This is a genomic window from Streptomyces sp. NPDC058758, from assembly GCF_042746075.1.
Lineage (GTDB): Bacteria > Actinomycetota > Actinomycetes > Streptomycetales > Streptomycetaceae > Streptomyces.
Map to the genome: position 1 here is coordinate 1 of NZ_JBHYPS010000007.1, position 12,448 is coordinate 12,448.

12 protein-coding genes and 1 pseudogene are annotated in these 12,448 nt (G+C 72.6%); 6 read left to right on the plus strand and 7 right to left on the minus strand.

Annotation, left to right across the window (positions count from 1 at the left end):
• A pseudogene (locus ACFW6A_RS11320) lies at window positions 1–99 on the plus strand (IS5/IS1182 family transposase); the annotation flags it as partial.
• A gap of 147 nt (window positions 100–246) precedes the next feature.
• Here the strand turns inward: ACFW6A_RS11320 and ACFW6A_RS11325 are convergent.
• The 4 genes from ACFW6A_RS11325 to ACFW6A_RS11340 all read right to left on the minus strand — a co-directional run bounded on the left by ACFW6A_RS11325 (window position 247) and on the right by ACFW6A_RS11340 (window position 4,087).
• Window positions 247–843: an NADPH-dependent F420 reductase gene (locus tag ACFW6A_RS11325; protein WP_386640019.1), complete on the minus strand. Its 597-nt coding sequence runs from the start codon at window positions 841–843 to the stop codon at window positions 247–249.
• 42 nt (window positions 844–885) lie between these two features.
• Window positions 886–1,704, minus strand: coding sequence for an inositol monophosphatase family protein (locus tag ACFW6A_RS11330; protein ID WP_386640022.1), 819 nt, complete (start codon window positions 1,702–1,704; stop codon window positions 886–888).
• An 844-nt stretch (window positions 1,705–2,548) separates the two neighbouring features.
• The gene (locus tag ACFW6A_RS11335; protein WP_386640025.1) at window positions 2,549–3,469 is read right to left on the minus strand and encodes a LysR family transcriptional regulator; all 921 of its coding nucleotides are present in this window, start codon (window positions 3,467–3,469) and stop codon (window positions 2,549–2,551) included.
• Window positions 3,470–3,715: 246 nt separating this feature from the next.
• Window positions 3,716–4,087: a helix-turn-helix domain-containing protein gene (locus ACFW6A_RS11340; protein ID WP_351843118.1), complete on the minus strand. Its 372-nt coding sequence runs from the start codon at window positions 4,085–4,087 to the stop codon at window positions 3,716–3,718.
• 78 nt (window positions 4,088–4,165) lie between these two features.
• On the opposite strand from ACFW6A_RS11340, the gene ACFW6A_RS11345 reads away from it, so the two are divergent.
• The gene (locus tag ACFW6A_RS11345) at window positions 4,166–4,576 is read left to right on the plus strand and encodes a RidA family protein (protein WP_386640028.1); all 411 of its coding nucleotides are present in this window, start codon (window positions 4,166–4,168) and stop codon (window positions 4,574–4,576) included.
• Between the two features lie 79 nt (window positions 4,577–4,655).
• Here ACFW6A_RS11345 and ACFW6A_RS11350 read toward each other — a convergent pair whose 3' ends face one another.
• Window positions 4,656–5,147: a nitroreductase/quinone reductase family protein gene (locus ACFW6A_RS11350; protein ID WP_386640031.1), complete on the minus strand. Its 492-nt coding sequence runs from the start codon at window positions 5,145–5,147 to the stop codon at window positions 4,656–4,658.
• A gap of 122 nt (window positions 5,148–5,269) precedes the next feature.
• Between ACFW6A_RS11350 and ACFW6A_RS11355 the strand changes: the two genes are divergently transcribed.
• Complete coding sequence (locus ACFW6A_RS11355; RefSeq protein ID WP_351843264.1) at window positions 5,270–5,674, plus strand: MarR family winged helix-turn-helix transcriptional regulator; 405 nt, start codon at window positions 5,270–5,272, stop codon at window positions 5,672–5,674.
• Between the two features lie 83 nt (window positions 5,675–5,757).
• The gene (locus tag ACFW6A_RS11360; RefSeq protein ID WP_351843266.1) at window positions 5,758–6,858 is read left to right on the plus strand and encodes an ionic transporter y4hA; all 1,101 of its coding nucleotides are present in this window, start codon (window positions 5,758–5,760) and stop codon (window positions 6,856–6,858) included.
• A gap of 6 nt (window positions 6,859–6,864) precedes the next feature.
• Here the strand turns inward: ACFW6A_RS11360 and ACFW6A_RS11365 are convergent, their stop codons facing one another.
• A complete protein-coding gene (locus ACFW6A_RS11365; RefSeq protein ID WP_386640366.1) occupies window positions 6,865–9,288 on the minus strand; it encodes a penicillin acylase family protein in 2,424 nt (807 codons plus the stop codon).
• Window positions 9,289–9,460: 172 nt separating this feature from the next.
• On the opposite strand from ACFW6A_RS11365, the gene ACFW6A_RS11370 reads away from it, so the two are divergent.
• On the plus strand, window positions 9,461–10,957 hold the full coding sequence (locus tag ACFW6A_RS11370) for a fatty acyl-CoA synthetase (RefSeq protein WP_386640034.1): 1,497 nt from the start codon (window positions 9,461–9,463) through the stop codon (window positions 10,955–10,957).
• A 5-nt stretch (window positions 10,958–10,962) separates the two neighbouring features.
• On the opposite strand, the gene ACFW6A_RS11375 is transcribed toward ACFW6A_RS11370, so the two are convergent.
• Complete coding sequence (locus ACFW6A_RS11375; protein WP_351843126.1) at window positions 10,963–11,862, minus strand: NAD(P)-binding domain-containing protein; 900 nt, start codon at window positions 11,860–11,862, stop codon at window positions 10,963–10,965.
• Between the two features lie 98 nt (window positions 11,863–11,960).
• Between ACFW6A_RS11375 and ACFW6A_RS11380 the strand changes: the two genes are divergently transcribed.
• Entirely contained in the window at window positions 11,961–12,317 is a 357-nt protein-coding gene (locus ACFW6A_RS11380; RefSeq protein ID WP_386480681.1) for a winged helix-turn-helix transcriptional regulator, read from the plus strand.
• The last annotated feature ends 131 nt before the right edge of the window (window positions 12,318–12,448 follow it).

Below are 12,448 nucleotides of genomic sequence, written 5' to 3' on the forward strand. Positions count from 1 at the left end.
ACTTGGAAGATCCTCCGTGACTGCCGACTCAAAGGCGACGGAGTCCACCACGCCATGCTCGGCATCGCCCGGATGCACAACCTCGCCCTCGCCGGATAGGTCAGCGGGCCGCACTCTGGCCAACCATGCCCGAGACGACTCGGAGATCATTTACGGGACAGCCCTTAGGTATGGGAGGGGATTCGAACTGGGCGCGCTTGCCGAACTGGCGGGTGCTCGGGCACTCCGGCGAATCGCCCCGGGCTTTCAGCGGGCGACCGAGATGGCGAAGGGCGTGAATCCGCTCGACCGGATCACGTGCGGGACGAACAGGATCGCGGCCTCCGTGGCGCGGGCGGTCCGGATTCCGCCGAGGTCCGTGATCCACTCCTCGTGCCAGCCGAGGCCGATGAGCAGTTCACGGACGGCCTGCTTGGCCTGCGGGTCGTCCCCGGAGAGGAAGGCGGTCGGCGCCTGGGTGAGCGTCGCGGGTGCGGTCATCACGGGGAAGAGCATCGTGTTGAGGGTCTTGACGACGCGTGTGTCGGGGAGCGCTTCCTGGAGTTGCTCGGCCAGGCTGGAACCGGGGTGGATCAGGTCGCCGGGCAGTCCGTCCGGTCCGTCGAGGGTGGCGTTGGAGACGTCGACGAGGATCTTGCCCCGCAGTTCCTCGCGCAGCGCGGTGAGCCGGTCCAGCGAGCCGACGCCCGGGGTGGCGTTGATGATGATCTGGGCTGTCCGGGCGGCGTATGAGGCGGCCCCCGGCGTCCGGCCCACTGCGGTCACCTCGTGTCCTGCCCGGGTGAGGGCTGTGGCCAGGTTGCCGCCGACGCGGCCGTTTCCGAGAACGGCGATCGTGGTCATGGTGATCGGGCTCCTTTTGTGCGTGCGGTGGGTGATGTGCGGTCAGAGGGAGAGGGTGTTGACGGCCTGGGCGTGAACGCCGGGGGCGGCGGCCAGGAAGCTCTCGCTCCGGGGAGTCCAGGGACGGCCCTCGGTGTCGGAGATCCGTCCACCGGCCTCGGCGACGAGCAGGGCTCCGGGCAGCAGGTCCGCGCGGGCTCCGGCGAACTGCCAGAAGGCGTCGATCCGGCCGGCGGCCACGTTCAGCAGGTGCAGGGTCGCGGGGACTGAGGTGCGGACGACGAGCGCGTCGAAGAGCATCGCGGTGATCGAGGAGCCGACGCGCCGCACGACCTTCTCGTCCTCGTCCGGCCGGGCCTGGCTGGTGGCCACGAGGCCGAGGCCGAGGTCCGTGGTCGGGGAGACGCGCAGCGGGCGGCCGTCGAGGCGGGCGCCCCCGCCGGCGAGCGCGGTGTAGGTCTCGCCGGTCAGCGGCACGTGGACCGCGGTGAGCACCGGTCGGTTCTCCCGTACGAGGGTGGCGGTCACCGCCCATTCCGGCAGGGCGTGCAGGTGGTTGACGTTGCCCTCGGCCGGATCCACGACCCACCACTCGCCGGACGGCAGTTCCCCGCCGTCCAGTTCGTCCTCCACCCAGCCGGCGTCCGGGCGCAGACGCGTGAGGGCGGGGCGCAGGATGGCGAGAGCCGTGTCGTCGTTGCCGGCGAGCGCGCTCATGAGCTCCTCCCGGGTGCGGTAGGAGACCACGTCGCCGAACCTTGCGACGAGCGCCGAGCCGGCCTCGCGCACGGCGATCGCGGTCTGATCGAGCAAATGGGAGTCGGAGACGGTGACGCCGACGGTCTGAAGCGTTTCGGACATGGGTGAACTCCCTTGTAGTGAAGGTGGGTTGAGGTGATCGGGACGAGCTGTCCGCTCCGTCCCGCGCTCTGTTCCCGAAGGTAGAAGGGCCGATAGATAACATCAAGTGCATGTAAAACACTGCTGGGATGACTCCTGGTCAATGGGATGTGAGCCCCCCATCGTGCTTGATGCGCTCTCGGGAGGAAGTGGCGTCGCTGGAGGGCCTGAGGGCCTTGCACGCCAGCGCCCTCGCAGGCCTGAGGCCTCGGGCGTCTCCGGCGCGCGACGAGGGGGTAGATCCTGGCCGACGGTCATGGCTTCGACATGTCGGTCACCGCGGGTGGCCGAGTCGGTGATCGCGACAGGCTGATGGAGGTCGCGTTGTTCGTGTGGTTCGCCACGCCGACGCCGTCCGGCCATCCGCCGAGTACGGGCACGGGCACGGGCCGCGCCGGACGACCGCCGCCGTGCGGCGCACGGATCGGAGGTGCGGACGAGAAGGAACCCGGGGCGTTCCTCCGCAGCCGATCCGCCCCGTAGGACACTGGTTTTTCCTCGGGCTCAAGGTTCCGGACGGCGGGTCTCGGCGGGAGGTGGCGGCGACCCTCCCGTACATCTCCACCGAGTGCTACGTCAGGCTGGAGCAGAGCGGGACGCCGAGGCCGGCATCCTCCATGTCCTGCCGACGCCGCGCCGAGCGGTACCGGACCGCCCCGGCGCGATGTCCGGCCGGGCAATCCCTTCGACCTCTCCTTCGGCCACGGCGGAGCCACATGACGGCCTCGCCTCTCCGTTGCCGGGCGGTCGGTTGAGGAGCGGAGTCGCCCTTGACGGCCGGCCCCGCCCCGCAGGTGTCGGAATGCTACTGGTCGGGGGCGTGTGGGGTGGTGAACAGGGTCTGGAGGGTCCGGGTCGCCAGGTTGAGCAACCAGGTGTGGGCGGGGTCGTTGTCGTAGCGCTGGTGCCAGAGGAGATGGAGAGGTACCGGTGGCAAGTCGAATGGCAGCGGCAGCGCGGTCAGGCCCAGGTGGTGACGGGCGGAACGAGTGACCGCGTCGGGGAGGGTGGCCACGACGTCGGCGTCACGGGCGAGCTGCAGTGCGGTGTCCGTCGCGGGGGCGGAGACGATGACACGGCGCTCGTGGCCGAGGGCGGCGAGGACCTCGTCGACCCGGTCGCTCAGGCTTCCGCGCCGGGAGACGGTCACGTGATCGGCCGCCGCGTATCTCTCGACGGTCACCGGCCCTTCGGTGAGCGGATGACCGGCCCGGACGGCCAGGATGATCCTGTCCTGGCCGATGAGACGGTGACGGATGTCGGGCTGCGACGGTGGTTCGGCGCTGGAGGCCACATCGACCTCGCCGCGACGCAGCTCGGGGGTGTCGTAGCCGGGCTCGACGGTGAGACGCAGTTTCACCCCCGGGGCCTGGCGGTGCACTGCGGCGACGAGTGCGGTCCCGCAGGTGGTGGTGAGGGCGTCGTGCCAGCGGACGGTGAACACCCTTTCCAGGGCCGCCAGGTCGAGTTCGGTGCGGCTGGACAGCAGCTGCTGGGCTTGCTGCACCAGGGTGTGGACCTCGGTGCGCATGGCCATCGCGCGGGGGGTGGGCGTCATGTGGCGTCCGGTGCGGACCAGGATCTGGTCGCCTGTGGCTTTGCGGATACGGCCCAGCGAGCGGCTCATCGCCGGCGCGGTGACGTGAAGCCGCGCAGCGGCTCCGGCGACACTGCCCTCCTCCAGCAGTGCGTCCAGGGCGGTGAGCAGGTTCAGATCCAGTTGCATGCCGGTAATCGTACTGCCGAAAAGCATGCACTTGCTGGTAACCGTTGAAGCTCCTGCCCTGGGTGTACGGGGCCGGGAGGGGTGCTCAACTCCCGCCCGCCTCGGTCGAGTTCGGGGAGCGTCATGACCGCCAGGCCCGGGGTGCGAGCCTGGAGCTCGGCGAGATGGCGTCCGTGGGCCGGTGTGGCACGTGCCGGTTGTGCGGCGGCGGACCGGCGGCCGGTGCGCGAGCACGCCTCGTCATGTTCACGGGCGGGATTCCTCGCGTTCGTCGAAGTCGTCGCGTGCGCGCTCGATGGCGGGCATGTGCCGCGAGGTCCAGGCGAGCAGTACGTCTATGGGGTGCCGCAGGGTCTTGCCGAGTTCCGTGATCCGGTATCTGACCGCCACGGGGCGGGTGGAGACCACCTCGCGCTCGATGACGCCGTTGCGTTCGAGGCGGCGGAGCGTCGCGGTCAGCGACTTCTGGGTGACCTGCGGAATGGCGCGGCGGAGTTCGTTGAAGCGGCACGGGCGTTCGCAGAGTTCGTTGAGGACTGCGAGTGACCATTTGTCGAGGATCTGGTCGAGCAGTTCACGGTGCGGGGCGTCGATGCGGACTTCGTCGGCGGTATCCATGGCGAAACCTGGTCTCGTTGAAGTGTCTTTCCCCTACTAAGTATCTTCAGGATACCGATAACGGAAGAGGAGAGACCCATGGCTGTTGACCACTTCACTCCGCACGGCATGCTCCAGCCGGTTCCCTACCACCACGTCGCCGTGGGCACCGGGACCAGGCACGTGCACGTCAGCGGCCAGATCGCGCGCAGGCCCGACGGAGCCGCCGTCGCGCCCGGCGATCTGACCGGGCAGGTCGCCCAGGCGCTGCGCAACACCGCCGTGGGGCTGGCGGGCGCCGGCGCGACCTTCTCGGACGTGCTGCGCCTGACGTTCTACGTGACCCGATGGGCTCCCGAGAAGATAGGCGACTTCATGGCCGGAGTGGAGGCCGTCGCCGGCGAGATCGGCCTTCCGGTGCCGCTTCCCCCGGCCTCGCTCATCGGCGTCGACCACCTCTTCGAGCCGGATGTCCTCGTCGAGGTCGAGGCGACCGCCCTCCTGGACTGACCGTCCGCGCGGGCATCGGCGGGCGACCGAACGTCACCCCGGCCGAGGTGACCGAAAGGGTCACGCCTGGGGGGCCGCGTCAGGCGTGCCGCTCGTCGGGCTTCTCACCGCTCGGCACGGGCGGTGAGTCCCGGGGGCCCGCTCTGGTCTCCGCCGGTTCAAGGGGCCCGCTGCGGGCGAGGTCGCCGTGTTCGCGACCCGCGACGTGGGGAACTCCCGCATCGCGGACCGCATCGCGCCGTGACCGGATGCGCGGCGATCGCCGCGTGCCGCGCGGGTCGGCCCGCACGTTGTGGTACCGGTCCGGATGCTGCGGCGAGCCGCCGTTCGACGCGAACACCGGCAGCCGCGCCCCGTCCCGTACGTGCACCACGGGCGGCGTGCGGTCCCGTCCCGTGCGTACACCACGGGCGGCGTGCGGTCCCGTCCGCTGTGGGCGCCGCGGGTGGTGGGCACGAGCGGGTCCGCGCCCTCGAACGCGCCGCCCGCGCGGCCTCCGTGGGCCCGGAACTCCTCGATGACCTGCTGGTTGAACGCGGACGTGACGGAGCCCTCCGGTAATATCGGACACGACAGATCTATTTGCTTTGAAAGCAAAGTCAAACCGGAGGGTTCAGGGTGTCGACCGAGCGCGAGGGGAGCGGGGCCGCCGGACCGGACGTCGACGACGCCGTCCGTACGCTGCTGCTGCTCATGCCCCGCATGGTGGGGCGCGCCAAGCGCATCAAGGTGCCGGAGGAGCTGGCGTCGCTGACGCTGGCGCCCCGTCACCTCTCCCTGCTCGCCTACCTCCTCTTCGACGGCCCCCAGAGCGTCAACGAACTGGCCGCCCGGCTGGGCGTCGCGCCCACCACCGTCAGCCTGATGGCGGGGGACCTGGCGAAGAAGGGGGTCCTGGAGCGCCACGAGGACCCCGCCGACCGCAGACGGAAGATCGTCTCGATCGCGGAGGGGCGCCGGGCGGCCATCGACGGCTGGCTCGGCCGCAGCGCCGGCGCCTGGCGGGCCGCCCTGGCCCCCCTGGGACCGGCCGAACGGCGGATGTTCATCGACACCCTCGCGGCGTACGAGCACGCCCTGGCCGAAGCAGAACAATGACGGAAACGGGCCACGGCCCGCCCACGGCGGGGCCGCGGCTCCCCACGGCGGGAGCCGCGGCCCCCGAGGCAGGAAAGAAGATGATGAGTTCGAGCACCAAGGCGTTGACCCGGGAGTGGACCACGTGGGGGCCGGTGGTGGCCCTGCTTGCGCTGGTCTTCGCCTGGGGGCGGGACCTCCCGGGCGTCGCCGTGGCCCTCGTCGCGCTCTGCCTCGCCGCCGCGGTCCTCGCCGCCGTCCACCACGCCGAGGTGATCGCCCACCGGGTCGGCGAACCCTTCGGGTCGCTCGTCCTGGCCGTCGCCGTCACCGTCATCGAGGTCGGACTCATCGTCAGCCTCATGGCGGGCGGCGGCGAGAAGACCGCCACCTACGCACGCGACACCGTCTTCGCCGCCGTCATGATCACCTGCAACGGCATCGTCGGCCTCGCCCTCCTGGTCTCCGCGCTCCGCAACCGGGTCGCGGTCTTCAACGCCGAGGGCTCCGGCGGCGCGCTCGCCACCGTCTGCACCCTCGCCACCATGACCCTGGTGCTGCCCACCTTCACCACCAGCCACCAGGGCCCCGAGTTCTCCGGCGCCCAGCTCGCCTTCGCCGCCATCGCCTCCCTCGGCCTGTACGGCGTCTTCGTCGCCGTCCAGACCGTCCGGCACCGCGACTACTTCCTCCCCGTGCCCGTCGAGGGCAAGGAGTCCTCGGAGGAGGAGCACGCCGACCCGCCGAGCACGGCGCTCACCTGGACCAGCCTCGGCCTGCTCCTCGTCGCGCTCGTCGCCGTCGTCGGCAACGCCAAGGTGATCTCCCCGACCATCGAGGACGGCGTCCAGTCCGCAGGACTGCCCAAGGCCGTCGTCGGCGTCGTCATCGCCCTGATGGTCCTGCTGCCCGAGACGCTCGCCGCCGTGCGCGCCGCCCGCCGCAACCGGGTGCAGACCAGCCTCAACCTCGCCTACGGCTCCGCGATCGCCAGCATCGGCCTCACCATCCCGGCGATCGCGCTCGCCTCCATCTGGCTGTCCGGGCCCCTGGTCCTCGGCCTGGGCCCCCTCCACATGGTCCTGCTCGCCCTCACCGGTGTGGTGAGCGCCCTGACCGTGGTGCCCGGACGGGCCACGCTCCTCCAGGGCGGCGTCCACCTCGCGATCTTCGCCGCCTTCGTCTTCCTGTCGTTCAGTCCCTGACCGGCGTCACCGCTCCCCGACCCGCACCACCCTCAGCGCGGGCGAGCGCAGGATGTCCTTCTCGGAGAACCGGGAGGTCACCCAGCGCTCGCCCGCGTACAGCCTCGTCTGGTCGGCGAAGTGCGCCGAGGCCGGGTTCGAGGACTGGGAGTACGTGAGCAGGGTGCGGGCCACCGGGCAGCGCCCGCCGTCCCAGCCGACCGCCTGCACGTGGCTCGTACCGTGCGCGACCTCGACATAACCGCCGCCCGCCGCGTTCCACACCGCCTCCGTCTTGTTCCAGACGCCCAGCGACTCCGTCCCGCCGCTCACCGGGATCCGCTCCCCGCCGCGCACCACGAACTGGTGGTCCCGCAGCGGCGCGTCCGGCGCGATCCCCGCCGCACGCAGCTCCGCCGCCGCGTCCGCCAGCGCCTTCGCGAACCCTGCCGTGCCGGTGTCGAGGCCGCGCGGGGTGCGGACCGGGTCCGCCGCCGAGAACGGCACCCTCCACTGCTGCGCGGCCGGCACCGAGCCGGTGAACTTCCGCCAGAACCGGTCGAAGAGCAGCGCGCCCCGGCTGTCCGAGTCCATCGTGCCGTCCCAGGCGGCGAGCGCCCGGCACGCCTCCGGATCGTCCGGCAGCACCGCCGGGCAGGCCGCGGCCACGTCCGCCGCCGCCAGACCGGCGGCCGGCACCCGGTTGGCGAACTGCTGCCGCTGGAGGTCGGCCACCGTGAGCCGCCCCCGCTCCGCCATCCCCGCCACGTCCTCGATCCCGCCCCGGGTCCGCAGCGAGCGCGGCGTCCCGAGGGTCCCGAAGACCCGCTCGTACCCGGTCAGCGGCCGCTCCGCGTTGGTCAGCCAGGCGCTGTCGTTGGAGTTCACCGCGTACGGCGCGTCCCGGAGCACCGGCATCCGGGACGGTCCGAAGACGCCCGGCTGCACCGCGTCCGGGTCCGAACCGAGCGCGCACTCCGTCCGCGAGCCGTCCAGGACCGCGACGCCCGACGCCGGGTAGACCACCCGGCCGAGCGGGGTGGAGCAGCGCTCCGCCAGCTCGTCGGTGATCCGGGGCAGCACCTGCGACTGGCCGAAGAAGCTGTGCCCGGCCGAGTCGGCCGCCACCGTGTTCACCCAGGGCAGCCCCTGGGTGCGGCGCAGCACCTCGGCGACGTCCCGGGTCGAGCGCGCCCTGGCGAAGCCCAGCGCCGTGTCGGAGCCGCGCAGGTTCGCCGCGTTGGGGTCGTTCAGCGCGTACGCGGTGGTCGCCGTCCACGGCAGCGGGAGGCTCGCGCCGAGCCCGCTCGTCACCGGCCCGTACCGCGTCCACCACTGGGTACGGGTCACCGGCGCGCCGTCCCGGTCCGCCACCGTCACCTCGCGCGCCGTCATCCGCTCCGGCTTCCCGTCCACCAGGTACGCCGTCGGGTCGCCGGGCACCAGCGTCAGCTGGTGCAGGTTCATCGGCACGCCGGTGGCCACCGTGTGGCTCCAGGCGACCTTGTCGTTGAAGCCGATGTTGACGACGGTGGTGCCGAGCAGGGAGGCGCCGGAGACGTTCAGCTCACCGGGGATCGTCTGCTGCGACTGCCAGAACCGGCGGCCGCCCTGCCACGGATAGTGCGGGTTGCCGAGCAGCAGCCCCCGCCCGTTCGCCGTCGTCGCGCCCGAGAAGGCGACCGCGTTGGATCCCATGGTGGCGTTCTCGGGCGCGAACAGCGCCCGCGCCGCCTCCGCCGCGGCCTCGGGATCGACCTCCGGCGCCCCTTCGGCGCCCGCCGCAGCCCGCGCCGCCGACCCCGTCGCAGCGGCCGGCGGGCGGGCCGCCGTGATCCCGTCCACCGCCCGCCCCTGCCCGCCGAGCACGGAGACGGCGAAGCCGCGCCGGGCCACGTCCAGGGCCGTCACCGGACGGACCCAGCCGGCGCCCGCGCAGGCCGGATCGGTGACCCGGTTCTTCCGCAGCCAGGCGTTGTACCCGGCCGCCCACCCGCGCATCAGCTCCTTCAGGTCGCGGCTGGGACCCGCCGGGGCCGGGGTGCGCAGCAGGGCCTCGACCGTGCCGGCCTCCCTGACGCCCCGGAAGTACAGGTCGCTGCCGAGGTTCGTGGTCGCGGAGGAGAGCGAGCCGTCCGGCGCGCCGGAGGCGCCGAAGTACCGCGAGCGCTCGCCGTTCACGGTCACGAAGCCGTCGGCGAGCACGCACACCTGGTCGGCGGCCTGCGCCCAGCCCGTGCCGAAGCCCAGGTCCGCGTAGTCCCCGGCCAGGATGTGCGGCACGCCGTACTCGGTGTACCGGATGACGGCGCTCAACCCCCGCTCGGACGGCCGGTGTTCCCGGTCCCGTCCACCCGGATCGGCCGCCGCCGCGCCGGGCAGCAGCCCCGCGGTGACGGCGGCGAGCGCGGCGCCCGCCAGGGCGAGCCGTCCTCGGGGACGGCGGGGCATGAGGGTGCGGACGGGCAAGGTGCCTCCCAACGGGCGTGCGGGCGAAGCCGGTCGGGCCATCCAGTCAGCACCCGCCCGCCCTGTCAACATGCCGTTCGGTATCCGAGGCGGGGAGGCGTGCGCTCCGGTCCGGGTACTTGACCCGCCGCGACACCGCGCCGAGGATCCAGCCATGGAACGAGGACTCCTCACCCGGACCGTCGACGGCGTGCTGCGCGCCACCGCCGAGCGCGTCCCCGGCCGGACGGCCCTGCGGTACGCCGACCGCGCCTGGACCTACGCCGAGCTGGACGCCGCCGTCTCCACCGCCGCCGCCGTCCTGCGCCGCGAGCCCGGACTCGTGCCCGGCGCCCGGGTCGCCGCCTACGGCCACAACTCCGACGCGTACCTGATCGCCTTCCTGGCCTGCGCCCGCGCGGGCCTCGTCCACGTCCCCGTGAACCACCACCTCACCGGCGACGACCTCGCCTACCTCCTGGACCAGTCGGGGAGTTCGCTGGTCCTCGCCGATCCCGGGCTCGCCGACCGGATCCCCGCGGGCGTACGGACCCGGCCCCTGCGGGACGCGCCGGGCTCCCTCCTCGACGCGCTCGCGCAACCGGAACCGTACGACTCCGACAGCGACCCCCGCGACCTCGCGCAGCTGCTCTACACCTCCGGCACCACCGCCCTGCCCAAGGGCGCGATGATGACCCACCGGGCCCTGGTGCACGAGTACGCCAGCGCCATCGAGGCGCTCGGCCTCGCCGAGGACGACCGGCCCGTGCACGCGCTGCCGCTCTACCACTCCGCCCAGCTGCACGTCTTCCTGCTGCCCTACCTGGCGGTCGGCGCGGAGAGCACGATCCTCGAAGGGCCGGACCCGGAGGCGCTGTTCGGCCTCGTCGAGGCGGGACGCGCGGACAGCCTCTTCGCCCCGCCCATCGTGTGGATCGCCCTCGCCAACCACCCCGGCTTCGACGGCCGGGACCTGTCCGCGCTGCGCAAGGCCTACTACGGCGCCTCGATCATGCCCGTGCCCGTCCTGGAACGGCTGCGCGCCCGCCTGCCCGGACTCGCCTTCCACAACTGCTTCGGCCAGTCCGAGATCGGCCCGCTCGCCACCGTCCTCGGCCCCGACGAGCACGAGGGCCGCATGGACTCCTGCGGCCGGCCCGTCCGGCACGTCGAGGCGAGGGTCGTCGACGAGGACGGCGAGGACGTCCCCGACGGCACCCCCGGCGAGATCGTCTACCGCTCCCCGCAGCTCTGCGAGGGGTACTGGGCCAAGCCCGAGGAGACCGCGGCCGCCTTCCGCGACGGCTGGTTCCGCTCCGGCGACCTCGCCGTCCGCGACGCCGACGGCTACCTGACCATCGTCGACCGGGTGAAGGACGTCATCAACTCCGGCGGCGTGCTCGTCGCCTCCCGCCAGGTCGAGGACGCCCTCTACACCCACCCGGCGGTCGCCGAGACGGCCGTCATCGGCCTTCCCGACGACCGCTGGATCGAGGCGGTCACCGCCGTCGTCGTCCCCCGCTCCGAGGTCACCGAGGACGAACTCCTCGCCCACGCACGGCGGTCGCTCTCCTCCTTCAAGGCCCCGAAGCGGATCGTCTTCGCCGACGCCCTGCCCCGCAACGCCAGCGGAAAGATCCTCAAGCGGGAGCTGCGGGACCGCTACGCCTGACCCGCTCAGCGCCGGCGCAGCACCTCCGCGATCCGGGAGAACCCGTCCGCGCCGTGGCCGAGCGCCACGGTGCGTCGGGCCAGCCCCTCGACCGCGCGCATCACGCCCGAGTCGATGGCGTGGTCCTCGGCGGCGTGCACGACGTGCGCCATCGTCGACACCCCGGACGTCAGCGGGTTGATCGCGCCGGAGTAGGTGCCGTCCTCGACGTCCCCGGCGAACTCCTCGAAGAGCGGCGGCAGGATCTGCGCGATGCCCGCCGCGAACGGCGCCAGCTCGCGCGGCGAGACGCCCTCCGCGTCCGCCAGCGCCAGCGCGTGCACGTAACCGGCCATGGACGTCCAGAAGACGTCCAGCAGTGCGATGTCGTAGGCGGCGGCCCGGGAGACCTCCTCGCCGAGGTGGGTGTGGGTGCCGCCGAGGGCGTCGAGCACCGGCCGGTGCTCCTCGTACGTGTCGGCGGGGCCGCTGAACAGGAACACCCCGGCCGGCGAGCCGATCGTGCCGGCCGGCGTCATGATGGCGCCGTCGAGGTAGCGGACGCCGTGCTCCCCGGCCCACGCCCCTGTGTCCCGGGCGCGGCCGGGGGTGTCGGCGGAGAGGTTGACCAGGGTGCGGCCCTTGAGCGCGGCCTCCACCGCGTCCTGCCGCAGCACCGCGTCCGTGGCGTCGTAGTTGACCAGGCAGACGACGGTCAGCGGGCTCGCCGCGACCGCCTCGGCGGCGCTCGCCGCCGTGACGGCGCCCCGCTCGGTGAGGTCGCCCTCCCGGCCGGGCGTGCGGTTCCACACCGTGGTGCGCACCCCGGCCGCGAGGAAGGCGCCGGCCAGGGCGCGACCCATCGGGCCGAGACCGAGGACGGTGACGGAGGGCTGCTGCGGGGTGGACTCCGGAGTGACGGACATGCGTGGGAACTCCTGTGCAGAGAGTGCGGATTAGGGTGGACGCGTAGGGCGGCGCGGCGGACCGGCCGCGCACGGACGACGGAAGAAGGGGGACGACGATGGCGCGTGTCCGCCTCGACGGGGGCGAGGGGATCTGCGGCGTGGCCGCCGCGATCTCGGTGCTCGACGGCAAGTGGAAGACCACGCTGCTGTGGTTGCTCGAATCGGGGCCGCACCGGCCCGGCGAACTGCGCCGGAAGGTGCCGCGGATCAGCGAGAAGGTGCTGACCCAGGCCCTGCGCGAGATGGAGGAGGACGGACTCGTGCACCGCGAGACGCACGACGTCGTGCCGCCCAAGACCGTCTACTCGCTGACCGAGCACGGCCTGGCGCTCTCGCTGGTGCTGGCTCCGCTCTCCGACTGGGGCCATGACCACCTCGACCGCCTGGCCGAGGCGCGGGCCGTCGCCTCCTGATGTACTCCCTCCGGGTCCGTGAGGCGCCGTCCCTGTCGACGCCCTCACTCTCTCCCGGCCCCCGGAAGGCGACAAGTACCCACTAAAAAGTGGGTATCCGCCACCGCCACCGCCACCGCGGAAGCGGACGC